Below are 25,134 nucleotides of genomic sequence, written 5' to 3' on the forward strand. Positions count from 1 at the left end.
ACATTTGGCCGCGTTAGGCCTTCAGTTCACTTTGCAAGCCACGGAAGATGGCAAAACACATCAAAAGAAGGACAATCGTAAACGGCAGTCCCGTTGAAATGACCATCGCCTGCAGCGACCCAAGGCCACCCCCGATCAACAGCGCAATCGCCACCAGTCCCTCAAAGGTACACCAGAACACACGCTGCGGCACAGGCGCGTCGATCTTGCCCCCTGCCGTGATCGTGTCGATCACAAGACTGCCGCTGTCAGAGGACGTCACAAAGAACACGATGACCAAGACAATCCCAAGGGTCGATGTAATCGATGCCAAGGGCAGGCTCTCCAGCATCGCAAAGAGCGACAGTTCCGGACTATAGCTGTCAATCACATTGGCCTTTACCGCGCTGACATCCACATTAGCGATCATATCGTTGATCGCCGTGCCACCAAAGACAGTCATCCAGAAGATGCACACCAGTGACGGGATGATCAAAACGCAGGTCAGGAATTCACGCACGGTGCGTCCGCGGGACACACGTGCGATGAACATGCCGACAAATGGTGACCAGCTGATCCACCACGCCCAGTAGAATGCTGTCCAGCCTTCACGATATCCGTCATCAGACCGCCCGATCGGATTGGAGAGCGGCAGGATTTCCTGACCATAGGCCATAAGCGTCGCGAAGAAGTCGGTAAAGATACCCACCGCACCGGCGGTGAACAGCACAAAGAGCAACAGCCCGATGGCTAGCATCATATTGATCTCAGACAGAACCTTCACTCCGCCGTCAAGACCGCGGATCACCGAAATCAGCGCCAGAAGCGTAATCAAAACGATCAGAACAACCTGCGCCGTGACGCTGCTGGGTATACCATAAACGAACTCAAGACCGGCATTCGCCTGCTGCGCACCCAAGCCAAGCGATGTCGCAAGACCAAAGAGCGTGGCAAAAACGGCAACGATGTCGATCACATGGCCCCACCAGCCCCAGACACGCTCGCCAAGGATCGGATAGAAGGCCGAACGGATCGAAAGCGGCAGGCCCTTGTTATAGCTGAACAGCGCTAGTGCGAGGGCAACAACTGCGTAGATCGCCCAAGGATGCAGCGCCCAGTGATAGGACGTCGCCGCCAGCGCCATGCGCTTGGCCTCGTCCACATTGGCGGCAATCAGGGTGCCATCCTCTGCAAAAGGACGTACCGCGCCCAAAGGTTCGTCGCCCCAGGGCGTGCCAAAGTAATAGGCAGGCTCAAGCACGCCAAAGAACATCAGGCCAATGCCCATGCCTGCCGCAAAAAGCATCGCAAACCAACCCAGATAGCCGTAGTCGGGCGTGGCGTCTGCACCGCCCAGACGGACCGATCCGTAAGGCGACACGATGAGCAGCAGACAGAAGATCACAAAGATATTCGCCGCCGTCAGGAAAAACCCGTCAAACGTCGAAGTCAAAGCAGGCCGCAGCCAGCCAAAGAACTCTGCGGCTTGGTTCGGTGCAATCAGCGCGTAAAGCACAAAGATCACCACCGAGAGCCCCGAAATCAGAAAGACGGGGTTGTGAATATCAAGCCCGAATGGCCCGATCTGCGTTTCAATATTGTCCTGACCGATCGTGTAATCGGTCTCAATCATATCCGAGGCGCCTTCCGGTAACGGAATGCCCATATCGGTTTCGTCTTGTGTGGCCATAACTTGGCTTCCTTTTTATTGTTCCGTCTGATTGTTGCGGGCGCCGGCCTATGCAGGCGCGCGGACAAGGCAAACCGATGCCTTGGTGCGGCGGGCCAGATTGCCGCCGTTCGAAGCCCAGATCCGGTCGCCGATGTGCGGCACATGCGTCGCCATCACAACCAGATCGGCATCCATTTCATCCACAGCCTTCACCAGATCGTCGTCCAGCGTGGCGGTCGGGTCATGGGACAGGATCATGTGGGTCGTGACATCCTGGCCATGCGCCTGCGCCTCGTTCAGCGCAAAAGCCGCGAGCTTCTCTTTGTATTCCTCTGGGGAATGCGCAACCGACGACGGCGTTGGTGTTGTCGCCCCCAGATAACACACGGTTGCACCGTAAAGCTTCGCCAGATCAGCCGCCATGGTGATCGCGCCTTCCATCCGGTCCGCATGTGCCAAATCAATCGGCACAACGATTTTTCTATACATCGTCCCCTCCTTTTCCGGGCGTTGACACACGCACCATCACGCAGGCAAACGGCCAGAATATTCATCTTCAAAGACAGGGTTTAAGCCCCTGTTCTTACACCATGCCTAACAAACAGGCTCCCTGTGAAACAACCACGTGGGCCGGATTTCACTCTAATTTGGCTGTCATCATTCGGAAAAAGCCGCCTTAAGCCCCTGCCATGGAACACAAAAAAGCCGCCGAAGTTTTTTTTCGGCGGCCTTGCAGATTTCAGGTTTTTCAGGACGGATCAGGCGTTCACATCAACCACAACACGGCCTTTGACCTGCCCTTGCAAGATGCCCGCCCCAAGTGCAGGCAGGTCTGACAGCGTCGCGGGCTGGATCATCGCCTCGAGCTTGTCCATCGGCAAATCCTTGGCAATGCGCGCCCAGGCGCGGACGCGGTTCTCATAGGGTTGCATCACGCTGTCGATCCCCAAAAGATTCACACCGCGCAACAGGAACGGGATGACAGATGCAGGCAATCCGGCCCCGCCCGCCAAACCCACAGCAGAGACAGAGGCACCATATTTCATCTGCCCCAAGACACGCGCCAGCATCTCGCCACCCACCGCGTCAACACAACCGCCCCATGTCTCGGCCTCCAGTGGCCGACGGGTGATTGCATTGATCTCTTCGCGGGGCACGATCTGTGTCGCACCAAGGGATTTGAGGTAATCGGCCGTCTCGGGCCGTCCTGTTACCGCCGCCACCTCATGGCCCAGATTGGCCAGGATCGCTGTCGCAACGGACCCAACACCACCTGCCGCACCTGTGACGAGGACCGGACCATCCTTGATCCCGTGATCCTCAAGCGCCGTCACCGCCAGCATCGCCGTAAAGCCCGCTGTGCCCACCGCCATCGCCTGACGTGTATCAAGACCTTCTGGCAGTGGTACCAGCCAATCGGCTTTCACCCGCGCCTTCTGGGAATACCCGCCCCAATAGGCCTCGCCCACGCGCCATCCGGTCAGCACAACCTTGTCTCCGGGCTGATAGCGCGGATCATCCGACGCCTCGACAGTGCCCGCCATATCAATGCCCGGCACATGGGGATAATTGCGCACTAATCCACCGCCCGGCCCGATGCAAAGCCCGTCCTTGTAGTTCACGGTCGAATATTCCACTGCAACCGTCACATCACCTTCTGGCAACTGCTCCAGCGACAGCTCTTGCACAGATGCGCTGGTTTTCCCTTCTGCATCTTTCTCGACCATCAAAGCTTTAAACATCGTCATTCCTTTCATTTCGGGGCCTCTCATTTCGGTGGCTGAGGCCCCCACTTTCCATGTCTCTTCAAACTTCCGCCGGAGGCTCCGACGCTGCAGCCGGACCTAGATCCAGAATTTCTCGTGCACGGTGGCCACGCGCGGGCCATCCTGCGTCTGCACCTCAAGCTGCGTGCCTTCGTCCCAATGGGTCATCCGCACCATGCCAATGGCAACATTGGTCCCGTAATCCGGCGATGCCGCAGCCGATGTGATCTGGCCCACCCGTTTGCCCTTGGCGATCAATGGCCAAACCTGGTTGCACACCGGAATGTCACCCTCAATCGCGATCGCGCGGATCTGCTGCGTGGGCCCCTCTTTGGCCACCCGCAAAAGCGCATCGCGCCCCACGCAGCCAATCGCGGTCTGGGTCGAACAGAACCGGCCAAGCCCGCATTCATGCGGCGTGTTCTCGCGGGTCATATCATTGCCATAGGACAAAAGCCCACCTTCGATACGCTCGATCAGATTGGGGCAACCTGCGTGTACATCAAGGTCCTTACCCGCCTCGAAAAGTGCATTCCACAACGGCATCCCGTTCTTTGTACCGTCAACGTAGATCTCGAACCCGCCCTGCTTGGAATAGCCCGAGCGTGCTACCGCCATGCTAACCCCGTTAAAATCAAACCAGCCAAAGCGGAAAAACTTGATCGCGCGCACCGCATCCCCAAAGACCCGCGCCATCAGATCATCGGCCAGCGGGCCCTGCACCGCCAGAGGCGAAATATCCGGCTCATCCACCAAAACATCCAGGCGATAGCCATAGGCCAGGGCCTTGACCCAAAACAGCAGATCACTGTCGGCAATCGAAATCCACCAGCGGTCCTCGGTCAGTTTCAGTGCGACCGGATCATTGAGCATCCCGCCGGTTTCATCCACGATCGGCACATAGAAACACTGCCCCGGCAACATGCCGCGCAAATCGCGTGGCGTCAGCATCTGCATCAGGCGTGCGGCATCCGGGCCGCGCAATTCCACCTGCCGCTCACAGGCCACATCCCATACCTGCACGGCAGCCTTCAGGTGGTGATAATCCTCCACCACGCTGCGAAACACCGTGGGCAGCAGCATATGGTTATAGACGGTATATCCCTTGACCCCGGCGGCTTCGACGCCATCGCTAAAGGGGGTGCGCCGGACACGGCGCGAAGGTGCAATCACAGCCATCAGAAATCCTCTGGGATAAAGGGAAGATCGGTGTCGGGCAGTGTGTGCCCTGCCGCGGTCATCATCGCATGAACCTGCCCGCGATGATGGGTTTGATGGTTGAACATTTGCATGACACAGAGCGCAACCGGCTTGGACATCTGTCTGCCCAACGCGCCAGAGTACCAGTCCAGATTGCCCACCAAATCAATCGCTTGGACGCTTTGCGCCCAAAGCGCGATCCGCGCATCCATCCGGAACCGATCCGCAGCCCAGACAGCGGGCGTCACCGCCATTTCCACGCTTTCCTTCAGCGTCACATCCGTGCCGGCCCCGCCGTCAAAACGACTGATCCACAAGGTATCGCCCCACAGCAGATGATTGAGCGTGCCCATGATCGAGCCAAAGAACGCCCCGCGATCCTTGCGCAGCTCGGCTTTGTCCATCGTCAAGACAATCTCGCGCAAAGCAGAATTCTGCCACGCATTATAGCGCGCCATCGTCCGGCAATACTCTGGCGTGATCAAGGCTTGGGACCTTTCCAGTCAATCGGGCAAATCTCGGCGGATTTGCCGCCAAAATCCCAGACACGGCCATAGTCGCGCACCTTGGATTTCGTGCCTGTGGCGGCGATGATATCAGGCCCCATCCAGTATTTGGAATTGCTGACCATCACCGGATGGTCAGGGCTCTTGCCCGCCATCATTTCGATCTCGCCCTGTATTTTGCGGCCAATATAGATGCCACGCTTGGTTCCTTCGCGGACGATCTCGACCTTTTCGCGCTCAGCCCCGATAATCTCGGACACCAGCATGGTGAACAGACCCGTGGTGCCCCCGGCCTGCCCGCTGAAAATCTTCAGAATGCCATTGTAGGCTTTCTGTGTTGACCGCTCATCCACATAGGCGGCCACTTTCCAGTTGCCTTCGGCCATCCGGCCCGGAATATCGACGAGCAGACCAACATTCAGACCTGATAGGTCCTCGCCCTCGAAGTGCCCCTCATCAATGGCAATGGCCATCCATGCGTGGCAGTGCCCTTCAGTGGGTGGGTGTGCGCCAAGGCTGACCACGCAAGGGCAGAACACGGTGCAAGAACAGTTCAGAAACAACTCACCCTTGATCGCCCATTCTGTCGGTTTCATCTTGCGGCGCAGCGGATTGCTTTCCATCCGTTGATCGATGCGCTGCGAAATCGGCAGTCGATCTGCGGGGGCCCGTGTCTTGTCAGCCATATCTCGTCCCTCTTCTAAAAAATTGCTAAGCCAAGGCCGGCAGCAATCAAGACCACGCCGACAGGCTTGATCACACGATGCCCGATTTCGGGCAGTTTTTCAAAAACCATCAGCAGCGTTGCCAAACCCATCCAAGCAAGGCTCATCACGCCGCCCACAAACCCCAGCGCCATATAGCCCCAGCAACAGACCACACAAAATGCGCCGAGCCCGATCCCCATACGCAAACCGCCGGAGAAACCGGTTTTCCAGTGCCCCAGAAAATAGGTCATCGGGGCATGACACACGCCGTGGCAGACCTCTTTGATGCGGGTAAACTGGAATGCCCCCACGATGATCAGCAAGGCGGCGGAAAACCAGACCGGCGCAATCCCCAACATATTGATCACGCCGCCAAAAAGCAGTGCCAACTGAAGTCCGGCGATCACGGCAGCAAAGCCCACCCAGACGACGAAGTAGCCCAGCAAAAGACCGACCCACCCTGCCCGTGTGCCATCGGCGCTGACCATCAGTTTTTCATAAGTTGTCAGCGTCGGCACCAAGGTGGGCAACATCATCGCGGCCATCATGACAGCCCACATCGCAAACAGCGGGCCGAAACGCGCCATGGGCATATCCATCGGCATGCGCGGGTCCATCTCGGCCATCACCTGCCCCATCGGCCCCGGACGGCCCAGCAGATCAAGGTCCATATCGACCGCCATCATGTAGAGCATCAGCCAAGACAACAGGATCGTGCCGAAAAAGAGCAGCCAAAGCGATGATCTGATCAAATGCGACAAGTGGCTCTCCCGACGACCAGTTTGCGACTCAAGACTTGCACAATCATATGTCAGACGTTTAATTGTCTGACAAATGAAAATTGACCCGCACAACCCCGCAGACCTCTCTGCCCAGATCGCCAAGGCTATCCGCGACGCGATCATCTCTGGCGCTTTGCCGGTGGACGAACGTTTGCCGTCAGAGGCGGAGATGGCCGAACAGTTCGATGTTTCCCGACCCACCGTGCGCGAGGCGCTGAAACGGCTCGCTGCACAATCGCTGATCCGCACACAGCGCGGCGCAACAGGCGGGGCCTTTGTGAACCGGCTACGGTTCGAAGACGCATACGGTCAACAGATCACCACATCGACCTTGCTGCTCTCAATGAATGACGTCAGCTTTGCCACCGCCTGCGAGGCGCGCTATGCGCTGGAGCGCGCCTGCGCGCCGCTTTCGGCATCACGGCGCAGCGCCGACCACCTTGCCACTATGCGGGCCGAAGCACACCGCCAATTGCAGCCCGGTCTGACGGATGAGGCCTTTTGCGCCTCGGATGTCGCCTTTCATCGCGCCCTGGTGGATGCAGCGGGCAATCCTGTTTTATCCTACCAATTGGCCGGCGCGGTCGAGGCGATGCAGCCATTGATGAATATGATCACCTTCAGCGCGCGGTCGCGTGAAAAGATCGTGGCCCTGCATACATCCATCGCCGATGCGATCGAAACGCAGGATGCGCAAGCCGCAGACGCCCATCTGGCTGCCTTGGCAACCTATACCCAAGAGTTGGCACAGAATGTGATTGCCGAAAGGCAGTCAAAGCGTGGTTAAGGTAAGGTGGATCTTGATCCACCTTACGCCGCCGATCACACCGTTTTTTGATCATCTCTTGTGCGATCCGTGGCTGTCCATCCAAGACAAACACAGGTAAGGATCGCACCAAAGCACGAAAGCCCGTCATCATCGGAGGATTTGATGAAAGCTGCGATCTTCGGAACCGTCACACTGGCCGCCGCCGCCGCACTTGGTGTCTATACGTGGCAGAGCCAGAACACACCGGCGCCATGCGGCGACACAGCCGTCGCCGGCAGCGCCATTGGCGGGCCGTTCGAACTGGTGTCCGAAACCGGCGAAACCGTGACGGATGCCGATGTGATCACCAAACCGACACTGGTCTATTTCGGCTACACATTCTGCCCCGATGTTTGCCCGCTGGATTCCGCGCGGAATGCACAGGCCGCCTATATCCTGGAAGAGCAAGGGCTTGATCTGGGAACCATCTTTATCTCGGTTGACCCACAGCGCGACACGGTCGAGGTCGTGCGCGATTTCACCGACAACTTTCATGAGGACATGATCGGGCTGACCGGATCACCTGAACAGGTCAAGGCGGCCAGCCAGGCCTACAAGACCTACTACCGCGCGGTTGAGGGTGACCCCGAATACTATCTCGTCGACCACTCGACGCAGACCTATCTGATGTTCCCCGAAACAGGGTTCGCAACCTTCTTCCGCCGTGACACGCCCGCAGAAGCGGTCGCAGAAATCTCGGCCTGTTTCATGGCGCAAAACAGCTAGAAAAAACGCGCCACTTGATCTGGCGCAACAAAACCCGACGGGCGATGGGCGAAAAGAGCTGTATGACACATCTCGATACCCTCCGCCGCATGGGCCTGTTTGATGCCCGCGTGCCCCGCTACACCAGCTATCCGCCGGCGACAGCGTTCACCCCTGCGCAAGGGGCTGACTTTCAGGTCAGTTGCCTGCAATCGCTTGATCCTGCAACGCCTGTCTCGGTCTATATCCATATCCCGTTTTGCGAACGGCTTTGCTGGTTTTGCGCCTGCCGGACCCAAGGCACAAGCACGCTCAAACCCGTGGCGCATTACCTTGAGGTTGTGAAGGACGAGCTTGCTTTGCTGCGCGCGACCCTGCCTGCGGGCGTGACTATGGGCCAGATGCACTGGGGTGGTGGCACGCCCACGATCCTGCCGCCCGAGATGATCCGCGACCTCGCGCAGGCAGTCAAAGACGTGATCCCCCCTGCGCCCGATTTCAGTTTCTCTGTCGAGATTGACCCCACGTTGGTGGACGACGCCAAAATCGCAGCGCTGGCCGAGATGGGCATGACCCGCGCAAGCATCGGCATTCAGGATTTCGCCCGTGACGTCCAGGAGGCGATCGGACGCAAGCAAAGCTTTGCCCAGACCCGCGCCTGCGTGGACAGCCTGCGCGCAGCAGGGATCACATCGCTGAATGCGGACCTCGTGTATGGGCTGCCGTTTCAGACTGCAGCCAAGCTCGCCGCGACCATCGCAAAGGTGCGCGCGCTTGATCCTGATCGCATTGCACTCTTCGGCTATGCCCATGTGCCCAGCTTTTCCAAGCGCCAGAAACTGATCCCTGACGCAGCCCTGCCCGGCGAGGAAGACCGCTATCATCTGGCGCGCCAGGCCGCAGCCGCCTTTACCGGCAGTGGCTATGAGCCCATCGGGATCGACCATTTCGCCAAACCCGCAGACAGCCTTGCCATTGCGGCAAAGACAGGCCACCTGCGCCGCAACTTCCAGGGCTACACAGACGACACCTGCCCCACCCTGATCGGGATCGGGGCCTCGTCGATTTCGCAATTCGCGCAAGGCTATGTGCAGAACGCCTCGGCCACCGCCGCCTATATCGAACGTGTTGCGGCAGGCCAGCTTGCAGGGCATCGCGGCTATGAGATGACAGCAGCGGACCGTCTGCGCGCCACCGCGATCAACATGCTGATGTGCGACTTCGCAATTGATCTGGAGCGGCTTGCGCAGCACGCAGGTGCAGCAGAACTCGCCCCGATCCATGACACCATTTTGCAGGATTTCGCGGGAATGGTTGTCAAAGATGCAGGGCACATCCGCATTACACCCGCAGGGCGCGCACTGACCCGCATTATTGCCCAACGCTATGACGGTTTTGCGGGGATCGCAGCGCAGTATTCGCAGGCCTCCTAGCTTTTGCGGTTGAAGTTGCGGTCCACTGCGCCACTTTGAAACAGAATTGAACTGAAAGCAGCGCCATGGACATCCTCAATATCATCTTTGCCATCCTCAGCATCGGTCTGGGCTGCTTTGGCTGGCTGGCCCCGCGCTATACGATGGGCGCGCTGGACCTCAAGGGGGGCGCGACCACGATGGGCATGTCCGAGGTGCGCGCCTCGGCCGGTGCGCTCTTTGTGGGCATGGGGGTGGGTGCGCTGTGGCTCGGCACGCCCGAGGCCTATCTGATGCTTGGCTTTTGCTGGACAGGGGCAGCCATGGGGCGGTTGACGTCACTGGTGCTGGACGGCGCGACACGGCAGAAATGGACGTATTTCGCAGTGGAAGCTGTGGTGGGTGTGGGTGCGATTGGTTTGAATTTGGGATAGAGGGTGTGGGGGGGCGGGAATTTGCCTTGTAGCCACCGCATTCGAACCATCTGCATCAATCATTTCAGGCCCATGATAAGTCGGATGTGACAGACCGCGACAAAGATGTTTCAGTACTTGAAACGGGCGTGGTCGCTCCAAATCAGAACCTTCAAAAAGAATTACCGCGTCATCAAAGCGATGACGCGGTATCAATGCTCCGCTCTCTTCTACGTGTGTCCAAGATGCTCTCACCGTGTTTACAGCAATCCCACACCAGAGCGGATCGGCGAGCTATGCTCAGTCCACAGCGTAGTAAAGACCGCCAAAGGTATCGAGGGGCGCGTCCGTTCCGATGGTTGCATCAGAGTCAAGCCGGCCTTCAAAGCTGCCAATGGTTTCACCACCCTGCGCAAACACACCCTGAAGGTCCGCACTGATATCAAAGGTCTGGCTGGGGTCTGCGCCATATTCAACAGTAATGTCTCCGCTCAGACCGCCAGAGTAATAGCCGGCTTCTACAGCTCCAAGAACTGTGTCTCCCCTGAATTCACCCGAAATCCCTGTCGGATCGTTCGGGCCGCCAGTCACTGCGGTTGGCACGAACACAGCTTCAACACTCGTCGAAGCGCCGTTTACGGTAAGCGTAGAATCACCAGTAATCAGAGCACCTGCATCATCCAGTTGGAAACCGAATGTACCGCTATAGATAGAGTCTCCTGTGGGCGCCGCGTCTACCAACCCGGTCTCATTCACGCGTTCAAGATTGTTGAAAGTCTCAAGAAAAGGTGTTCCTGCCAACTGCTCCGCGATGTCTGCCGGATACTCAAGTTGCAAAAGGCCGTCCGATACAATCAGGTCCTCGCCGCCATTGTCGCCCCCGCCGCCACACGCCGCGAGCATTAATATACAAACGCCTGCGATCGGCTTTACCATCATTCTCATTCTCATTGGTCTCCATAGCATTTTCTATTCTGCAGATGCTTGAGAGCCCCTTTCGCCACCTTCTGTGGTCGCGCAAAATTCATTGCCTTGCCTGGATTCTCCAAGCATTGATCATATTTAGGGCGAAGAGCTATCAACCACACAAACACCTAAAAGGCGGCGGCTGGTTTCGATCAATCTATCGAAAGCGATAGGTGTGCTGGAGTTACGCTGAAATGAGGTTCCGAACCAAAGCAAGCGCAATGGCCTGAGCGCGTGTTGTCGCACCCATGCGCTTACGCGCATTCGTCGTATGCATCCGCACGGTTACTTCCGAAATACCCATATGATGCGCGATCTGCGCATTGTTCATACCCTTGGCAAGGCAGGTGAGGATATCCTTCTCCCGAGGTGTCAGAAAGTCGTAGAGTAATGGGACCTTGCCGACCGATTGGTTCGGCGTTGGCGGACCGTTATAGACCGCAAACAGGTTCGCGATAACGGCCAGCAGATCAATTCCCGCCTTAAACTCTTCTGCGACAGTAGCTGTACATGCGAACACGACAAGCACCTCTGCGCCGTCATCAAGATTGTCGTTCAGACGAAATGTAATGTAGTCTGACTGTCCATACTTGAGAAGGTGCTCATAGCATTCACGTGTTTTCTCTGACAGTTCCAATTCTTCCATCTGCTGAAGCAGCGAGATGTGGTCGACATCTTTCATGGTGCCTTCTGCCCAGCTGACCAAAATGGGATCAACGCTCATGTAGTCGTTGGCGATATATTCTTCCATCCCGCCGCGCTCATGTGTCGAGACACGAAACCAAACCGGCATAGGGTTACCCGCTTGGTACCTGATGACATTCAGCGCATCTGCACCTATGTCCCTCGCGATCTTGACGCTGGTTTGCCAAACATCGTTCTGGTTTTCACCCGCTGCAAGTTGGTTCAGGATATCAACGAGAATTTCCGGTTTGCTGATCCGAGTTGTGACTTTTTCCATCTTTGCTCCCTTTGCAATCATCACGCTCTAGTTTGCTCAAAAAAGGAGGAATTTGTCTATAATGTGATAGGGTTGGCTGCTACGCCTGCGCGCGGCGATGGCGGCATCGTTCATCATATGAAGGTCGGCTGTTTGCTTTGTAGCGCGACCTTTTGACAGGCGGAAAGAACGTCCGCCCTCACCGCCCCCTAAACCGCCCCCTCCACGACCTCCAGCCCGTCATCCGCGAAGGGCCGTTGCAGTTTCAGCGCGGCCTCCACGGGGGCGTCCAGCCAGTGGGCAATGGCCTCGGGGCTGCGCAGGATCACAGGCATGGCTTTGGGGTGGATGGGCGCGACAACAGCATTCGGTTCTACCGTGAGAAAGGCGAAGAGGTTATTCGTCGTCTCGCCTTCCTTCAACGTCCGGACCGAAGTCCATTCCGTCCAGATGCCCGCAAAGAACAGCGTTTTTTGCGGACCTGTGGGCGCAAACCAGACGGTTTTGGGCTTTTCGCCTTTCACGGTCTGGTATTCCGAAAAGCTGGTGAACGGCACAACGCAGCGGTGCGCAGGGCCCAGCCAGCGGCGCCAATGGGGTGAGGCGGTGTTGCGCACATTGGTCACGCCCTTGTCAGTTTTCTTGCCTTTCAGGACGAACGCGGGCGACGGCATCCCCCAGCGCATCATCTGCATCACACGGCCTTCGGGCGTCTGCGTGATCACGGGTGCGGGATAGTCTGGGTAAATGCCTGTCAGCGGGGGTAAATTGCCTGTGTCATCGCGCCACAAATTGACCAGATCCGCGATCGCGGATTGCGCAGTGGTGAGAGAATAAAGGTTACACATGCGCCGATCTTACGGTGCAAATCCGGACGGGCGCAATGCATCACCCCCTTGCAGGACGGGTGTCTGAGGCCTATGTGTAGGACGTCCTTCTGGACTATGGACATAAACGCGCTCGTAATAAGCGGATCGGACCCGGGGGCGGTACCCGGCGTCTCCACCAAAACCTGCTCATTTGGCAGCAATGGGGACGAAATAGGATCGACGAACGTCTAAAGGGGTTTTGCTTTGTCCCGGTGAGTTACCACCGTTATCGGTACAACAAAGCTAGTTGCAAATGACAACAAAGCACCGATGGCACTCGCAGCGTAAGCTGTGCGTAATATCGAAACCTTAAGCCCTATGGTTTTGCGACCATAGGCGGGGTCCGCAGGTACCTGGCAACAGAAACCTGCACCTTCCCCCCTTTTTGAGGCCGCTGCGCGATCTTGTCACTTGCATTGACCGGTGGCTCTGCGCACGATCCCCCCTATGATCCGGTTTGTCTTCGCGTCCCTTATCTCCACCCTGCCCGTCACAGCACAGGCTTGCGATACGGCGCTGATCCTGACCATGGATGTCTCGAATTCAATCGACAGCGCCGAATACCGGCTGCAAACCGACGGCTTGGCCGACGCCCTGCGCGACCCCGAGATTGTGGAAACGATGGTGGCCGGGGAAAATTATCTCACAGTCGTGCAATGGTCCGGTGTTGACCGGCAAGCGGTCTCAATCCCATGGACCCAGATGCGCACCGCCCTGGATGTCGAGAGTTTCGCCCAGAAGGCGCGGGCAATGGAACGCGCCTTTATCCTGTCCGATACCGCGCCAGCCGAAGCAGTTTTCTTTTCCCTGCGGCTTTTCGATCAGGTGCCGAATTGCGCCCGCAAGGTCATTGATATTTCTGGGGACGGCACGCCGAACGGCGGCTCGGATGTGCGCGCCGCGCGCACCGCGGCCGAACGTGCCGGTGTGACGATCAACGGCATAGCCATCGAATCCATGGGTCTTGCGATCACCAATTTTTTTCGCGGTGCCGTGATTACCCGCGACGGCTTTGTCATGACCGCACGCACCCACCGCGAATATCCCGCAACGATCCGCGCGAAGATCCTGCGCGAGATCAGCCGCATTTTTGGCTAGGGGTGGACCTGCGCGCATGACCTCTGAGCTCGCCACAGTCTTCGGGCGCATCGGCCTGCTGTCCTTTGGTGGGCCTGCCGCACAGATTGCCCTGATGCACAAAGAACTTGTCGAGAAACGCGACTGGCTGAGCGAAGAGCAATTCCTGCGCGCGCTGTCGTTCTGCATGTTGTTGCCGGGCCCCGAGGCGATGCAGCTGGCCACCTATGCCGGATGGAAGCGGCAGGGAATGATCGGCGGGCTGATCGGGGGCGGGCTTTTTGTGTTGCCGGGCGCGCTTGTGATCATGGTGCTGGCCTTGGCCTATGGCGCTTACGGCAACCTGCCCGTCGTGCAGGCGCTGTTTCTGGGCGTCAAGGCGACCGTTGTGATCATCGTTATAGAAGCGCTGTTGAAGATCGCGCGGCGGGCGCTGGTTAAGCGGGCGCATCTCTTTCTTGCCGTTGCGGCCTTTGTCGCACTGTTCTTCTTTGCCCTCCCCTTTCCCTTGGTCATCGCCCTTGCCGCATTGATCGGCGCGTTGGGCCAGACTGGTGCCGTCACAACACCGACCATCCGTTCTGGCAGCTTACGCACCAGCCTATCGGTCTTGCTCATTGGCGGTTTGATCTGGGCGGCACCCTTTGGCCTGATCGCCCTCTCAGGCAACGCGTTTCTGCTGGATGTCGGCATCTTCTTTTCGACCCTTGCGGTGGTCACCTTCGGCGGGGCCTATGCGGTGCTTGCCTATATGACCCAAGAGGTCGTGGTCTCCTTTGGCTGGCTCAGCACTGCCCAGATGATGGATGCTTTGGGACTGGCAGAAACAACGCCGGGTCCGCTGATCCTTGTCACCCAGTTTGTGGGGATGATCGCGGGCATGGCCGAAGGCGGCGCGGCGATGGCGTTACTGGCTGGCGCACTCACACTTTGGGTCACCTTTGTGCCCTGCTTTATCTGGATCTTCGCAGGCGCGCCCCTGATCGACTGGCTGGACGGGCGGCCACGGCTGCGTGGCGCCCTGGCTGCAATTACAGCGGCGGTTGTCGGGGTCATCGCCAATCTGTCGCTCTGGTTCGCCCTGCATGTTTTTTTCAGTCAGGTTGATACAGTCTTTTTTGGCCCTTTGCAGTTCATCTGGCCTGCCCCCAACACGCTGCAACCGCTGGCCCTTGGCCTTGCCGCGATCACAGGGCTGCTTTTGCTCTGGCGTCATTGGCCGCTGCCGCTTGTCTTGCTCATTTCGGCAGCACTTAGCCTTGCAGCGGCAGCTATCAGCGGCACGATCTGACAGCCCCCCTTTCAACCCGCATCGAATCCCGTATGCTAGTGATCAGACCGCAAGGAGAGCACAGCCGTGACGACGACGATCGACTATGGAAATCTGATGCACCGCGCCATGCGCGGGTTGATCCAAGAGGTCCTGACAGACGTGCAGAAAAAAGGGCTCCCTGGTGAGCACCATTTCTTCATCACCTTTGACACGATGCACCCTGACGTGGAAATCGCCGACTGGCTGTCTGACCGCTATCCCGGCGAAATGACCGTGGTAATCCAGCACTGGTTTGACAATCTGGACGTCACTGACGAAGGCTTTACGATCACGCTGAACTTCGGGGATAACCCCGAGACGCTTTATATCCCCTATGACGCGATCAAGACTTTCGTGGACCCGTCCGTCGAATTCGGCCTGCGGTTCGAGACGCAAAACGAAGATGACACCACTGATGAGGTGGCCGAGGCGCCGATGGACGAAATGGTCGAACCAGAAGATGACAAAGCGCCCAAGGAGGCAGAAGTCGTCAGCCTTGATCAATTTCGCAAGTAATCACCTGCCCCTGGCGGTGATGCGATATTGCGCAAGCGCCCCCTGCTGCCTATAGGTCAGATGCGAAAAGCCTAAGGGGAACATCATGACCGATACACGTACAGAAACCGACAGTTTTGGCCCGCTGGAGGTTCCCAGCGACCGCTATTGGGGCGCACAAACGCAGCGCTCGATCATGAATTTCCCAATCGGCTGGGAAAAGCAGCCGGTTGCCATCGTGCGCGGTTTGGGTGTGATCAAACAGGCCTGTGCCATGGCCAACAAAGAGCGTGGCAAACTGGACCCCGCACTGGCCGATGCGATTATCGCGGCCGCCGCCGAAGTAGTGGCAGGCAAGCTCGATGATCATTTTCCTCTGGTGGTCTGGCAGACGGGATCAGGCACGCAATCGAACATGAATGCCAACGAGGTGGTATCAAACCGCGCGATTGAAATGCTCGGCGGTGTGATCGGATCGAAAGACCCGGTGCACCCAAACGATCACTGCAATATGGGCCAGTCGTCCAACGATACCTTCCCCACCGCAATGCATATCGCCGTGGCGATGACAGCCCGTGACGTGCTGCTGCCGGGGCTCGAGAAGCTCCACGCCGCTCTGGCGGCAAAACAGGCGGAATTTGATGATATCATCAAGATCGGCCGCACACATACGATGGATGCCACGCCACTGACATTGGGTCAGGAATTCTCGGGCTACACCCATCAGGTCGCCATGGGCATCCGCCGGATCAAGGCCGCCCTGCCCGCGATTTATGAGCTGGCACAAGGTGGCACCGCTGTGGGCACCGGCCTGAATACACCAAAAGGCTGGGGTGAAACCGTCGCCGCCCATATGGCCGAGATCACCGGCCTGCCTTTCGTGACAGCCCCCAACAAATTTGAGGCGCTGGCCGCGCATGACGCGCTTGTCGAAATGTCGGGTGCGCTGAAGACCGTCGCCGTCAGCCTTTACAAAATCGCCGCCGATATCCGCATGCTGGGCTCTGGCCCGCGCTGTGGTCTGGGCGAGTTGATGTTGCCAGAGAATGAGCCCGGCTCATCCATCATGCCGGGCAAGGTGAACCCCACACAGGTTGAAGCGCTGACGCAGGTCTGCGCGCATGTCATGGGCAATGATGCCGCCGTCGGTTTTGCAGGCTCGCAGGGGCACTTTGAGCTGAACGTGATGAAGCCAATGATGGCCTATAACGTGTTGCAATCCATGCAGCTTTTGGGTGACGCCTCGGTCACATTCACCGACAACTGTGTTGTCGGCATCCGTGCCGACCGGACACGGATCGAAAAACTGATGCGGGAATCGTTGATGCTGGTCACGGCTTTGGCCCCCACCATCGGCTATGACAACGCCACGACGGTCGCCAAAACCGCGCATAAGAACGGCACGACGCTCAAAGAAGAAGCGATCAAGCTGGGCTTTGTGGATGAAGCGACCTTTGACAAGGTCGTGCGCCCCGAGGACATGATCGGGCCAAAATGAAGCCTGTGAACCTCAATCAGGTGCGCAAGGCGAAAACGCGGGCCGAGGCAAAGGCCACAGCGGACGAAAATGCCGTCCGCTTTGGTCGCACGAAGGCCGAAAAAGTGCTGGACGCCACCCGAGCTCAGCACGCCAGTAAGCGCCTCGACCAACTCAAGTTCGAAGACGAGTGATGGATCACCGGCGCCCTGTCAAACGGTCTTTGACCCTGCGCGGGCACCGCACCAGCGTATCCCTTGAAGATATCTTCTGGGATGCGTTCCGCCGCTATGCGGAACAGGATGGCGATACAATCAATGGGCTGGCTGCTAAAATAGATGAAGCCCGAGGTGATCTCGGGCTTGCCTCTGCGATACGGATTTTTGTGCTGGAGCGCGCGCTCGCGAACGACTAGTTCTTCGAGTAAAGCGCGCCACGCAGGCTGGATAGTTGTTCACTTGCACTCAACTCGCCTTCGCTCAGCTTCGCTGGCTTGACCGGCTTTGCCGTCCGGGCCTGCTTATCAAACAGCTTCGCGATTTGCGTACCATCGAGCTGCTTCTTAGCAGTCGGACGCTTTGCAGCAGTTTCAGTGCTGCGCTTGAACAGGCCTGTGAGACCTTTTCTAGACGAACCTGGCAGCGAAATAGTCATGACATCGATCCCCCTAAATAATCCACACTCTTTATTTATCCGAGGATGGCACAATGTAGGCAACACGGCAAATGTCCGTTGCAATGCCATATTTAGATAACATCATTTAAAGCATTGTTTTTAAATGCGTATTACAAAAATGGGCGCTTAACCTTCAGATAATTTTGCCATAATCTCTGCACCTCTTGCCGACAAAACCGCCCAAATTGCCCAATTTGTAAGCAAAATCGCAACAATGCATCCCTAGCGCGATCTGATTCGCAGCCAAATACCTGCCGTCGAACGCACCGTCAGATGCGCGACGGGAACAGGTATACGTCCTTCAACCGTCGTAAACTCATAGGCCTTTAGCAAACGCGCCAGAACCACGACCCCTTCGATCAGTGCAAACCCCGCACCCGAACAGATGCGCGGCCCAGCCGAAAACGGGACATAGGCATCACGCGCGCAGGATTTGCCGTTCTCGGTCTCCCAACGCGCAGGATCAAATCCATCCGGATTGTCCCAAAGCCGCGTGTGCCGGTGCAGATGCCAAGGTGACAGGACAATCTGCGCACCGCGTTTGATTGTGCGGCCGCGAAACGCTTGCGCCTCGGATGCTTCCCGCACCATCATGGGCACCGCCGGATAAAGACGCAGAGTTTCGCGGAACACATCACGGGTGTGTTTCAGCTTTGACAGATCGGCGAACGCACCGTCAAAACCGTCCGCCTCAGCACGCAGCCTGTCTTGCCATTCAGGATACAGCGCCAAAAGATAGAGCGCCCAAGCGATGACCGCCGCACTGGTTTCATGCCCTGCCAGAAAGAAGATCGCCACCTGATCAATCATCTCGTCTCGTGAAAACACATCGCCCGTCACGGGGTCCTTGGTCGTGAGGATCTTTGTCGCCAGATCATCCGGCGCTTTGCCTGCCGCAATCAGGTCAAGACGGTCTTCGGTCAGCTTTGTAATCAGTGCGCGAATGTGGCGTGCGTTACGCCGCGTTTCAGAGCGGAAAAACCGCGGCATCCACGCGGGACCACGCACAAAGGCGGCAAGGTTCAGGATCGGCTGCGTCCGTTGATAGGCCCGAAACGCATGAAACACCTCTTGCGCGGTCTCGTCCTCGATCGGAATCGAAAACAGGGTGCGAAAGATCACGTCGGCCGCAATATGGCTGGTGATCGCCTCGATCTCTTGCGGCACATCAGGCGGCAGGCCTGCAAGCCGCGCCACGCCCGCATCGGCAGCATCACATATGCCCGGATAGGTATCGCGCAACCGCCCCCCCTCGAACGCAGGATCGATGATGCGACGCTGGCGTTTCCACGTGTCCCCATTCGTCAGAAAGACACTGTCACCCAGCAAAGGGCGTAGCCCCGCACCGATACGGTCGGATTTGGGAAAGGCATCAGGATTGCGCACCAACACCTCTTTCACCAGCTCCGGATCATTGACCAGATAGCTGCGAAAGAACGGCGTGCGGAATTCGGCCATCCATGCGCGGTAAAGCTTGGCCGGCTGTGCCGACAGAATATCCTTGCGGAACAGGCGCATGTACCGCCACAGCGACACTTTCTCAGGCCGCGACGGAGGTTTGGGCGGCAGCTGCATCAGGGCACCTGCGACGTGTATTTGGACACAGGGATATCAATGCGCGATCCGGAGGGTTTCCGCCCGGCATAGCGCGCAGCAAGCGTCAAGGGACCCGCCGTAATCTGGAAATAGTCGTAATCCTTGGGCCGGTCAAAGGCGCAAAGATACTGAAAATGCAGTCGAAAGAACCGCCACCGCAGGGCTTTCCATCGTGCAGGCGTCAGGCTTTGGGTGAAGGCCGCCGATATGACCAAAGGCCAGCGTTTGTTGTCAGGGGCGACGCCAGACACCGCCACCGGATCGCACAGGGCAAAGCAGCATCCGTCACCGGGGGCCGACACATCGACCCATGTCAGCTTATCGCTCGTGGACAAGACCGCCAGATCGCGCCTGAGCTCACGGGCGCGTGGCAGGAACGACACCATCGGCACCACCTGCCCCAGTGACAGAAACGCCAGGGCAGGCCCACCCTCGGGCACCCGCCCCGAACGCAGCAAATCGGCAAGGATCGACACCGCCAAATGTGCCCCCGATGAATGTCCGACGACAAGCACTTCATCCACGTCCTCTTTCAAGGCGGCCGCGATAAGCGTCTGGAATTCGCGCATGCGTGCAGCCAATGCGGGCGGCGTTTGCCCCCGCAACTGCGCCGAATAGGCGTAGTCATGCATGAGGTAATAGGCAAAAAGCTTGTTATCACGCGCTTTGAACCAGCGCAGGATCGCCACCACAACCACGATCATCACAAGCCAACCCAAGGCCCAGAGGCCCCATATACGGCCTGTGAAAACCGCGCCTTCGGGAAAGCCGATCCAGGCAAGACCGCCCTGCCCGACAGATTCTGCAAACCCGCCAAGCCAAGATCCGATTCCGATCGCCAGCGCCAGTTGTGACAGCAGCATCACCACCGGATAAAGGGCTGCGATCACCGGCCCTTTGCGCATCCACATCAGACGGCGCAGCGTGCCGGTGCTGATATAGGTCCATGCGGTTTGCACCAGTTGCAGGTAGGTTGCCGGAATGGATTGCGCCATGCTGTCCCGCACGATGTCGGACCAGACCAAGACATCGATTTGAGACATGACAGGCTGCCCTGCGATCCGTGCACCCACGGTCCAGCGGAACGAGGTCTCGGATGTACCTGCTTTCACACCGATTTCATAGCCACTGATCTTGGCCTGTGCGGCCCCCTCAGTCCGGTAAAGCTCGCGGTAGCGGCGTGGATGAAATGGGTCATAGCCGGGGATATGGAATACCCGCCGTTTCCTGACCTGTCCTGCCTGCGCGTTCATCCCTGCCCCTCTTGGCTTATCGACCGCAGGTTAGCGGGTTCTGCAAGAAAGGATAAGAGCCAAGGGCAGGACCTAGCCAATCAAAGCCAGTGCCGGGAACCGCTCAAGCAGCCAATAGCTGAAGGCCGCGAATTGACCAGTCATCATCATCAGGCCCACGGTCCACAACAACAGGCCCGAGATCTTTTCGATCCGGTCCATATGGCGCTTCATCCAGCCCATCACCCCTTTGAGGCGCGGAAAGAACGCCGCAACAAGTAAGAACGGAATGCCCAGCCCGAAGGCATAGACCGCCAGTAAGACAGTCCCGCGTGCGACATCCGCTTCAGAGGCGGCAAGGCTGAGGATCGCGCCAAGGATCGGCCCAAGGCAGGGTGTCCAGCCAAAGGCAAAGGCAAGGCCCAAGAGATAGGCGCCGAAAGCCGATCCGCCCTTGTCACCCGCATCAACGCGCAATTCCCTGTCAAGAAACCCGATCCGAAACACGCCAATGAAATGCGCGCCAAGGACCATGATCATCGCGCCTGCGACGATGATAAACCAATCCTGCACCTGCAAAAGCATCCGGCCCATTGTCGAAAACGCGAGGCCCAAAAGCAGGAAGATCGTTGACAGCCCCAGCACAAAGAAAACAGCCGAGAGAAAGACGCGCTTGCGCGCTGCGCGTGTCTCTTCCATTTCGCTGACAGATACACCGCCCATATAGGCAAGATAGGGCGGCACGACTGGCAGGACACAGGGGCTAAGGAACGACAGGATGCCCGCCAGCATGGCGATCAACATCGCAGGCAGCAAAGCCGCGTCAAAAATCAGAGCAGTGTCGAGCATTTCATTTCCTTTGCCCCTGCTTAAGCGAGCTTTCGTACAAGGTCACGGTCCAAGTTGTCACAAGTTGGTGGACAAATTGAAACATCGCGCCTACCTCCACGCTATGACATACGATGCTGATCTTGATGCCAAAGGGCTGTTGTGCCCGCTGCCCGTGCTGAAAGCACGTAAACGCTTGCAAGCTCTGGCATCTGGTCAGGTGCTGCGTATGCTGGCCGATGATCCGGCGGCGATCGTAGACGTCCCGCACTTTTGCGCCGAGGCAGGCCATGCCTTGGTTGCGACAGAAGACACGACCGACGGGCAGCTTTATTTCATCAAAAAGGCCTGATTTGGGATTGCGGTAAGGCCGTAGCCAGAAGCCTGAGCCACGTGCCGACGTTGGCGATCATGCGTTGATCAGGTTTCAGTTCAGTCAGATCAACGGCGGCATCCCCTGCCGCGCACGCCAAGACCACTCTATCGGCGATTTCAAGGGCTGCGTACATGTGACCGACGGCAGCGCACGGATGTGCCGGCCGGTCTGATATACTGGTCCATGACGCAAAAAGGCGCTGCCCATCAGACAGCGCCAATCTACTTTTCGCGTTCTGCCGTCCAAATGCCGCATCCAAAAAACCGAAGTGTTCTGCGATGACGACACTTGCGGACATCAGCCGCCGAGCGACCACCACCCCTTGCGCTTGGGCTTTGCCTTCTCCGGCGTCACCTCTTCCGCTGTTGCAGGAACAGGTTCCGGTTTGGCTTCCGGCGCGGGTTGTTCAGCTTCCTGCGCAGACGCAGGCTCCGGAGCGGGCGCAGGTGCGGGCTCAACCGCCGGTTCTTGCGCCGCAGGTTTCGCCGTTTCTGTTGGCTTTGGTTTCGGCTTGGCGCGGCTCCGACTTTTGGGTTTTTCCGCGACCGCTACGGCCTCACCCTCTGGCGCCGCATCAGTAGAAGATGCTTCTGAATCCACATCCGCCTTCTTGCGGGACGTCGTCCGTTTTTTCGGTGCAGGCTTCTCCTTGGCAGCGCCCTTGGCAGATTTGTCCTCAACCGGTGCCGCTTCGGCCTCAGCTGCAGTCTCCAAAGGCTTCTTGCTCCAACTCCGCGTGCGCTTGGGCTTCGCCTCCGGCGCAGGTGTGTCTTCGGTTGGCGCGGCATCTGCCTCCTGCTGTGAAGCATCGGCAGTGTTGTCTTCGTTTTCCTCATCGCCGTTCTGATGATCACCATTCTGGTTCTCACCATTGTTGCCACTGCCACTGCGACGACGCCGACGCCTGCGGCGCTTGCGCTTGGGCTTGTCTTCACCATCGCCTGTATACGTGCCCGTATCGCCTTCTTCGTCACTGTCGATGATGATATTTGCATCGGCGACGACATCGTCATCATCCATCATGACCGCTGATGCGACGATCGGCGCAGCATCGGGGACGACACGTGTGGCTGTCTTGAACTTCTCTATCGCAAAATCAGGCGACACGAGCGTCGGATCACATTCGATACGGACAGACATGCCGTAGCGCGCTTCGATATCAGCGATATGTTCGCGTTTGCTGTTCATCAGGAAGTTGGCAATCGAAATCGGCGCCTTGATCAGCACCTCTTTGGACCGTCCGCGCACGCCCTCTTCTTCAAGTGCGCGCAGGATGGAAAGTGCCACGTTGTCGTCCGAACGCAGCAGGCCGGTCCCATGACAATGCGGACACATCTGGGTTGTGGCCTCAAGCATACCGGGGCGCAGACGCTGGCGGGACATTTCCATCAGTCCAAAGCCAGAAATCCGGCCCACCTGAATGCGCGCACGGTCGGTCTTGAGCTTGTCTTTGAAACGCTTTTCAACAGCGGCGTTGTTACGACGTTCGTCCATGTCGATAAAGTCGATCACGATCAGACCGGCCAAGTCACGCAGGCGCAACTGGCGCGCAACCTCATCGGCGGCCTCAAGGTTGGTCTTGAGCGCGGTCTGTTCAATCGAGCCTTCTTTGGTCGCGCGACCAGAGTTGACGTCGATGGCCACCAGCGCCTCGGTGATCCCGATCACGATATAGCCGCCAGACGGCAGTTGGACCGTCGGGTTGAACATGCCATTGAGGTATCCCTCAACCTGATACCGCGCATAAAGCGGCATCTGTTCGGCATAGTATTTCACGTTCTTTGCGTGGGACGGCATGATCATTTTCATGAAGTCCTTGGCCGTGCGGTACCCCGCCTCGCCCGCAACGATCACTTCGTCGATCTCTTTGGAATACAGATCGCGGATCGACCGTTTGATCAGATCGCCCTCTTCGTAGATCTTTGCAGGGGCCGTGGATTTCAGAGTGAGTTCACGGATCTGTTCCCACATCCGTTGCAGATATTCGTAATCGCGCTTGATCTCAGCCTTGGTGCGTTGCGAACCAGCCGTACGAATGATCAGACCTGCGCCTTCAGGCACGGTCATGTCGTTGGCGATTTCTTTCAGCTTCTTGCGGTCAGCAGCATTGGTGATCTTGCGGCTGATACCGCCACCGCGCGCGGTGTTGGGCATCAGGACACAATAGCGGCCAGCCAGCGAAAGGTAGGTGGTCAGCGCCGCACCCTTATTGCCGCGCTCTTCTTTCACGACCTGAATCAAAAGGATCTGGCGAACCTTGATAACCTCTTGAATTTTATAGCGCTTCGGACGCGGCTTGCGCACAGGGCGCACCTCGTCCGTGTCGTCCTCTTCCGCTACGCTCTCGATGGTGTCGTCTTTGCTCTCTGCGTCTGCGCTGTCACCATCCTCGTCATCATCGAGGTCTTCGTCAGCGGCAGGCGTATCGACAGGCGTTTCGCCGACCAGCTCCATAGGTGAGCTGCCCTCTTCGCTGTCTCCGAGATCAATGGTTTCCATGCCCGCGATATCGCCGGATGTCTCTTCCTCGTCGGTTTCCACCTCGGATGTGATGACCGCGTCATCGCTGGCTGTTTTAGCGGCGGCCGATCTGCTGCGGCGGCGGCGCGTTGGTTTTGGCTTTTCGTCCTCTGCCTCTGCTTCGGCTTTCAGGCTTTCGGCATAGGCTTTTTCTTCGGCGATCAGTGCCTCGCGGTCCGCAATCGGGATCTGGTAGTAATCGGGATGGATCTCCGAGAACGCAAGAAAACCATGGCGATTACCGCCATAGTCTACAAACGCTGCCTGCAGCGATGGTTCAACCCGTGTTACCTTTGCGAGGTAGATGTTGCCGGCAAGCTGGCGCTTGAACTGGCTTTCAAAATCAAATTCTTCGACTTTGTTTCCGTCGACCACAACAACGCGGGTTTCTTCCGCGTGTGTGGCATCTATTAGCATTTTCTTTGGCATTTTGTCCGTTCGCACATAACCGCGGTGGCGCCCCTGGGGGTGCCGGGCTCCGTGTTATATGTCTGATTATGGCGATCTGCGCGCGGGCTGTGCCAGCGCCCCTTGGGGCGGCTGCATCTTGCCTGCATGTTTGCGCGCTTTGCATCGCGTTTCTTCTCCGACCCCGCATAAGCGCGGCCCGTTCATGGCCCAGTCGGCGTTGTCGCACGATCCGTGGCGTTCTCCTGACCCCGGGGGATCAAATCAGCTGTCTTGTTTTGATGTGTGGTCAAAAAACAAAAACAGAGAATCTCTATCGGCTGTCACCGCGCAACTGTCGCGCGAGCATCCGTACCCAATACATAAGGGAGGAACGGCCCCCAACACAAGTGCCTGTGTGCAGGGTGCCGAAA

At 57.9% G+C, this 25,134-nt stretch carries 26 protein-coding genes and 1 other RNA gene; 12 read left to right on the forward strand and 15 right to left on the reverse strand.

Annotated elements, in window-relative coordinates; genetic code table 11:
* Positions 1 to 13 precede the first annotated feature (13 nt).
* The 7 genes from SJY29_RS07695 to SJY29_RS07725 all read right to left on the reverse strand — a co-directional run bounded on the left by SJY29_RS07695 (position 14) and on the right by SJY29_RS07725 (position 6,591).
* Positions 14 to 1,669 (reverse strand): BCCT family transporter, encoded by a 1,656-nt coding sequence (locus SJY29_RS07695; protein WP_400088470.1) that lies wholly within the window; start codon positions 1,667 to 1,669, stop codon positions 14 to 16.
* 48 nt (positions 1,670 to 1,717) lie between these two features.
* The gene (locus SJY29_RS07700; RefSeq protein WP_400088472.1) at positions 1,718 to 2,140 is read right to left on the reverse strand and encodes a universal stress protein; all 423 of its coding nucleotides are present in this window, start codon (positions 2,138 to 2,140) and stop codon (positions 1,718 to 1,720) included.
* Positions 2,141 to 2,409: 269 nt separating this feature from the next.
* On the reverse strand, positions 2,410 to 3,393 hold the full coding sequence (gene acuI, locus SJY29_RS07705; RefSeq protein WP_400088474.1) for an acryloyl-CoA reductase: 984 nt from the start codon (positions 3,391 to 3,393) through the stop codon (positions 2,410 to 2,412).
* 102 nt (positions 3,394 to 3,495) lie between these two features.
* Positions 3,496 to 4,596, reverse strand: coding sequence for a dimethylsulfoniopropionate demethylase (locus tag SJY29_RS07710; RefSeq protein ID WP_400088476.1), 1,101 nt, complete (start codon positions 4,594 to 4,596; stop codon positions 3,496 to 3,498).
* On the reverse strand, positions 4,596 to 5,102 hold the full coding sequence (locus tag SJY29_RS07715) for a DinB family protein (protein WP_321174397.1): 507 nt from the start codon (positions 5,100 to 5,102) through the stop codon (positions 4,596 to 4,598). Before SJY29_RS07715 ends, SJY29_RS07710 begins: the two co-directional genes overlap by 1 nt.
* Positions 5,099 to 5,809, reverse strand: coding sequence for a DUF1326 domain-containing protein (locus SJY29_RS07720; RefSeq protein WP_076658335.1), 711 nt, complete (start codon positions 5,807 to 5,809; stop codon positions 5,099 to 5,101). The genes SJY29_RS07715 and SJY29_RS07720 overlap by 4 nt, the downstream gene beginning before the upstream one ends.
* A gap of 14 nt (positions 5,810 to 5,823) precedes the next feature.
* Positions 5,824 to 6,591: a DUF2182 domain-containing protein gene (locus SJY29_RS07725; RefSeq protein ID WP_400088478.1), complete on the reverse strand. Its 768-nt coding sequence runs from the start codon at positions 6,589 to 6,591 to the stop codon at positions 5,824 to 5,826.
* A 73-nt stretch (positions 6,592 to 6,664) separates the two neighbouring features.
* Here SJY29_RS07725 and SJY29_RS07730 point away from each other — a divergent pair, with 73 nt between their 5' ends.
* The 4 genes from SJY29_RS07730 to SJY29_RS07745 all read left to right on the forward strand — a co-directional run bounded on the left by SJY29_RS07730 (position 6,665) and on the right by SJY29_RS07745 (position 9,971).
* Positions 6,665 to 7,399 (forward strand): FadR/GntR family transcriptional regulator, encoded by a 735-nt coding sequence (locus SJY29_RS07730; protein ID WP_400088480.1) that lies wholly within the window; start codon positions 6,665 to 6,667, stop codon positions 7,397 to 7,399.
* Between the two features lie 144 nt (positions 7,400 to 7,543).
* Positions 7,544 to 8,146 (forward strand): SCO family protein, encoded by a 603-nt coding sequence (locus SJY29_RS07735; protein WP_400088482.1) that lies wholly within the window; start codon positions 7,544 to 7,546, stop codon positions 8,144 to 8,146.
* Between the two features lie 62 nt (positions 8,147 to 8,208).
* Complete coding sequence (gene hemN / locus SJY29_RS07740) at positions 8,209 to 9,558, forward strand: oxygen-independent coproporphyrinogen III oxidase (protein WP_400088484.1); 1,350 nt, start codon at positions 8,209 to 8,211, stop codon at positions 9,556 to 9,558.
* Between the two features lie 65 nt (positions 9,559 to 9,623).
* Positions 9,624 to 9,971, forward strand: a complete 348-nt coding sequence (locus tag SJY29_RS07745) for a DUF4345 family protein (protein WP_400088486.1) — start codon at positions 9,624 to 9,626, stop codon at positions 9,969 to 9,971.
* A gap of 279 nt (positions 9,972 to 10,250) precedes the next feature.
* On the opposite strand, the gene SJY29_RS07750 is transcribed toward SJY29_RS07745, so the two are convergent.
* The 3 genes from SJY29_RS07750 to SJY29_RS07760 form a co-directional block, all read right to left on the reverse strand.
* Positions 10,251 to 10,895, reverse strand: a complete 645-nt coding sequence (locus SJY29_RS07750; RefSeq protein WP_400088488.1) for a hypothetical protein — start codon at positions 10,893 to 10,895, stop codon at positions 10,251 to 10,253.
* A 205-nt stretch (positions 10,896 to 11,100) separates the two neighbouring features.
* On the reverse strand, positions 11,101 to 11,877 hold the full coding sequence (locus SJY29_RS07755; protein WP_400088490.1) for a helix-turn-helix transcriptional regulator: 777 nt from the start codon (positions 11,875 to 11,877) through the stop codon (positions 11,101 to 11,103).
* Between the two features lie 188 nt (positions 11,878 to 12,065).
* Entirely contained in the window at positions 12,066 to 12,704 is a 639-nt protein-coding gene (locus tag SJY29_RS07760; RefSeq protein ID WP_400088492.1) for an SOS response-associated peptidase, read from the reverse strand.
* 44 nt (positions 12,705 to 12,748) lie between these two features.
* Between SJY29_RS07760 and ssrA the strand changes: the two genes are divergently transcribed.
* From ssrA to SJY29_RS07795, 7 genes are all read left to right on the forward strand, one after another.
* Positions 12,749 to 13,099: a transfer-messenger RNA gene (gene ssrA / locus SJY29_RS07765) on the forward strand.
* A gap of 73 nt (positions 13,100 to 13,172) precedes the next feature.
* Complete coding sequence (locus SJY29_RS07770) at positions 13,173 to 13,823, forward strand: DUF1194 domain-containing protein (protein WP_400088494.1); 651 nt, start codon at positions 13,173 to 13,175, stop codon at positions 13,821 to 13,823.
* A gap of 16 nt (positions 13,824 to 13,839) precedes the next feature.
* Positions 13,840 to 15,093, forward strand: coding sequence for a chromate efflux transporter (chrA, locus tag SJY29_RS07775; protein ID WP_400088496.1), 1,254 nt, complete (start codon positions 13,840 to 13,842; stop codon positions 15,091 to 15,093).
* Between the two features lie 66 nt (positions 15,094 to 15,159).
* Positions 15,160 to 15,630 (forward strand): SspB family protein, encoded by a 471-nt coding sequence (locus tag SJY29_RS07780; RefSeq protein WP_400088498.1) that lies wholly within the window; start codon positions 15,160 to 15,162, stop codon positions 15,628 to 15,630.
* Positions 15,631 to 15,715: 85 nt separating this feature from the next.
* A complete protein-coding gene (gene fumC / locus SJY29_RS07785; RefSeq protein ID WP_400088500.1) occupies positions 15,716 to 17,107 on the forward strand; it encodes a class II fumarate hydratase in 1,392 nt (463 codons plus the stop codon).
* Positions 17,104 to 17,280, forward strand: a complete 177-nt coding sequence (locus SJY29_RS07790; RefSeq protein WP_400088502.1) for a DUF4169 family protein — start codon at positions 17,104 to 17,106, stop codon at positions 17,278 to 17,280. Before fumC ends, SJY29_RS07790 begins: the two co-directional genes overlap by 4 nt.
* Positions 17,280 to 17,501, forward strand: a complete 222-nt coding sequence (locus tag SJY29_RS07795; RefSeq protein ID WP_400088504.1) for a ribbon-helix-helix domain-containing protein — start codon at positions 17,280 to 17,282, stop codon at positions 17,499 to 17,501. The genes SJY29_RS07790 and SJY29_RS07795 overlap by 1 nt, the downstream gene beginning before the upstream one ends.
* On the opposite strand, the gene SJY29_RS07800 is transcribed toward SJY29_RS07795, so the two are convergent.
* The 4 genes from SJY29_RS07800 to SJY29_RS07815 all read right to left on the reverse strand — a co-directional run bounded on the left by SJY29_RS07800 (position 17,498) and on the right by SJY29_RS07815 (position 21,438).
* Positions 17,498 to 17,830, reverse strand: a complete 333-nt coding sequence (locus SJY29_RS07800; protein ID WP_400088506.1) for a hypothetical protein — start codon at positions 17,828 to 17,830, stop codon at positions 17,498 to 17,500. The two genes, SJY29_RS07795 and SJY29_RS07800, sit on opposite strands and share 4 nt — an antisense overlap.
* A 153-nt stretch (positions 17,831 to 17,983) precedes the next feature.
* Positions 17,984 to 19,336, reverse strand: a complete 1,353-nt coding sequence (locus tag SJY29_RS07805) for a cytochrome P450 (protein ID WP_400088508.1) — start codon at positions 19,334 to 19,336, stop codon at positions 17,984 to 17,986.
* On the reverse strand, positions 19,336 to 20,610 hold the full coding sequence (locus SJY29_RS07810; protein ID WP_400088510.1) for a hypothetical protein: 1,275 nt from the start codon (positions 20,608 to 20,610) through the stop codon (positions 19,336 to 19,338). Before SJY29_RS07810 ends, SJY29_RS07805 begins: the two co-directional genes overlap by 1 nt.
* Positions 20,611 to 20,682: 72 nt before the next feature.
* The gene (locus SJY29_RS07815) at positions 20,683 to 21,438 is read right to left on the reverse strand and encodes a cytochrome c biogenesis CcdA family protein (RefSeq protein ID WP_055292675.1); all 756 of its coding nucleotides are present in this window, start codon (positions 21,436 to 21,438) and stop codon (positions 20,683 to 20,685) included.
* 103 nt (positions 21,439 to 21,541) lie between these two features.
* Here SJY29_RS07815 and SJY29_RS07820 point away from each other — a divergent pair, with 103 nt between their 5' ends.
* Positions 21,542 to 21,769 (forward strand): sulfurtransferase TusA family protein, encoded by a 228-nt coding sequence (locus SJY29_RS07820; protein WP_110278937.1) that lies wholly within the window; start codon positions 21,542 to 21,544, stop codon positions 21,767 to 21,769.
* Between the two features lie 321 nt (positions 21,770 to 22,090).
* Here the strand turns inward: SJY29_RS07820 and SJY29_RS07825 are convergent, their stop codons facing one another.
* Positions 22,091 to 24,742 (reverse strand): Rne/Rng family ribonuclease, encoded by a 2,652-nt coding sequence (locus SJY29_RS07825; protein ID WP_400088513.1) that lies wholly within the window; start codon positions 24,740 to 24,742, stop codon positions 22,091 to 22,093.
* Positions 24,743 to 25,134 lie beyond the last annotated feature (392 nt).

The organism is Yoonia sp. R78084 (assembly GCF_044595625.1).
In the GTDB taxonomy this organism is placed as follows: Bacteria; Pseudomonadota; Alphaproteobacteria; order Rhodobacterales; family Rhodobacteraceae; genus Yoonia.

Excerpts from the sequence above, each read along its gene's own strand:
- SJY29_RS07800 (WP_400088506.1), bottom strand. The coding sequence starts at position 17,830 with ATGGCATTGCAACGGACATTTGCCGTGTTGCCTACATTGTGCCATCCT.
- SJY29_RS07745 (WP_400088486.1), top strand. The coding sequence starts at position 9,624 with ATGGACATCCTCAATATCATCTTTGCCATCCTCAGCATCGGTCTGGGC.
- chrA (WP_400088496.1), top strand. The coding sequence starts at position 13,840 with ATGACCTCTGAGCTCGCCACAGTCTTCGGGCGCATCGGCCTGCTGTCC.
- SJY29_RS07795 (WP_400088504.1), top strand. The coding sequence starts at position 17,280 with ATGGATCACCGGCGCCCTGTCAAACGGTCTTTGACCCTGCGCGGGCAC.
- SJY29_RS07730 (WP_400088480.1), top strand. The coding sequence starts at position 6,665 with ATGAAAATTGACCCGCACAACCCCGCAGACCTCTCTGCCCAGATCGCC.
- SJY29_RS07720 (WP_076658335.1), bottom strand. The coding sequence starts at position 5,809 with ATGGCTGACAAGACACGGGCCCCCGCAGATCGACTGCCGATTTCGCAG.
- SJY29_RS07820 (WP_110278937.1), top strand. The coding sequence starts at position 21,542 with ATGACATACGATGCTGATCTTGATGCCAAAGGGCTGTTGTGCCCGCTG.
- SJY29_RS07760 (WP_400088492.1), bottom strand. The coding sequence starts at position 12,704 with ATGTGTAACCTTTATTCTCTCACCACTGCGCAATCCGCGATCGCGGAT.
- SJY29_RS07750 (WP_400088488.1), bottom strand. The coding sequence starts at position 10,895 with ATGAGAATGATGGTAAAGCCGATCGCAGGCGTTTGTATATTAATGCTC.
- hemN (WP_400088484.1), top strand. The coding sequence starts at position 8,209 with ATGACACATCTCGATACCCTCCGCCGCATGGGCCTGTTTGATGCCCGC.
- acuI (WP_400088474.1), bottom strand. The coding sequence starts at position 3,393 with ATGTTTAAAGCTTTGATGGTCGAGAAAGATGCAGAAGGGAAAACCAGC.
- SJY29_RS07735 (WP_400088482.1), top strand. The coding sequence starts at position 7,544 with ATGAAAGCTGCGATCTTCGGAACCGTCACACTGGCCGCCGCCGCCGCA.
- SJY29_RS07815 (WP_055292675.1), bottom strand. The coding sequence starts at position 21,438 with ATGCTCGACACTGCTCTGATTTTTGACGCGGCTTTGCTGCCTGCGATG.
- SJY29_RS07695 (WP_400088470.1), bottom strand. The coding sequence starts at position 1,669 with ATGGCCACACAAGACGAAACCGATATGGGCATTCCGTTACCGGAAGGC.
- SJY29_RS07825 (WP_400088513.1), bottom strand. The coding sequence starts at position 24,742 with ATGCCAAAGAAAATGCTAATAGATGCCACACACGCGGAAGAAACCCGC.
- SJY29_RS07805 (WP_400088508.1), bottom strand. The coding sequence starts at position 19,336 with ATGCAGCTGCCGCCCAAACCTCCGTCGCGGCCTGAGAAAGTGTCGCTG.
- SJY29_RS07755 (WP_400088490.1), bottom strand. The coding sequence starts at position 11,877 with ATGGAAAAAGTCACAACTCGGATCAGCAAACCGGAAATTCTCGTTGAT.
- SJY29_RS07810 (WP_400088510.1), bottom strand. The coding sequence starts at position 20,610 with ATGAACGCGCAGGCAGGACAGGTCAGGAAACGGCGGGTATTCCATATC.
- fumC (WP_400088500.1), top strand. The coding sequence starts at position 15,716 with ATGACCGATACACGTACAGAAACCGACAGTTTTGGCCCGCTGGAGGTT.
- SJY29_RS07790 (WP_400088502.1), top strand. The coding sequence starts at position 17,104 with ATGAAGCCTGTGAACCTCAATCAGGTGCGCAAGGCGAAAACGCGGGCC.
- SJY29_RS07700 (WP_400088472.1), bottom strand. The coding sequence starts at position 2,140 with ATGTATAGAAAAATCGTTGTGCCGATTGATTTGGCACATGCGGACCGG.
- SJY29_RS07710 (WP_400088476.1), bottom strand. The coding sequence starts at position 4,596 with ATGGCTGTGATTGCACCTTCGCGCCGTGTCCGGCGCACCCCCTTTAGC.
- SJY29_RS07770 (WP_400088494.1), top strand. The coding sequence starts at position 13,173 with ATGATCCGGTTTGTCTTCGCGTCCCTTATCTCCACCCTGCCCGTCACA.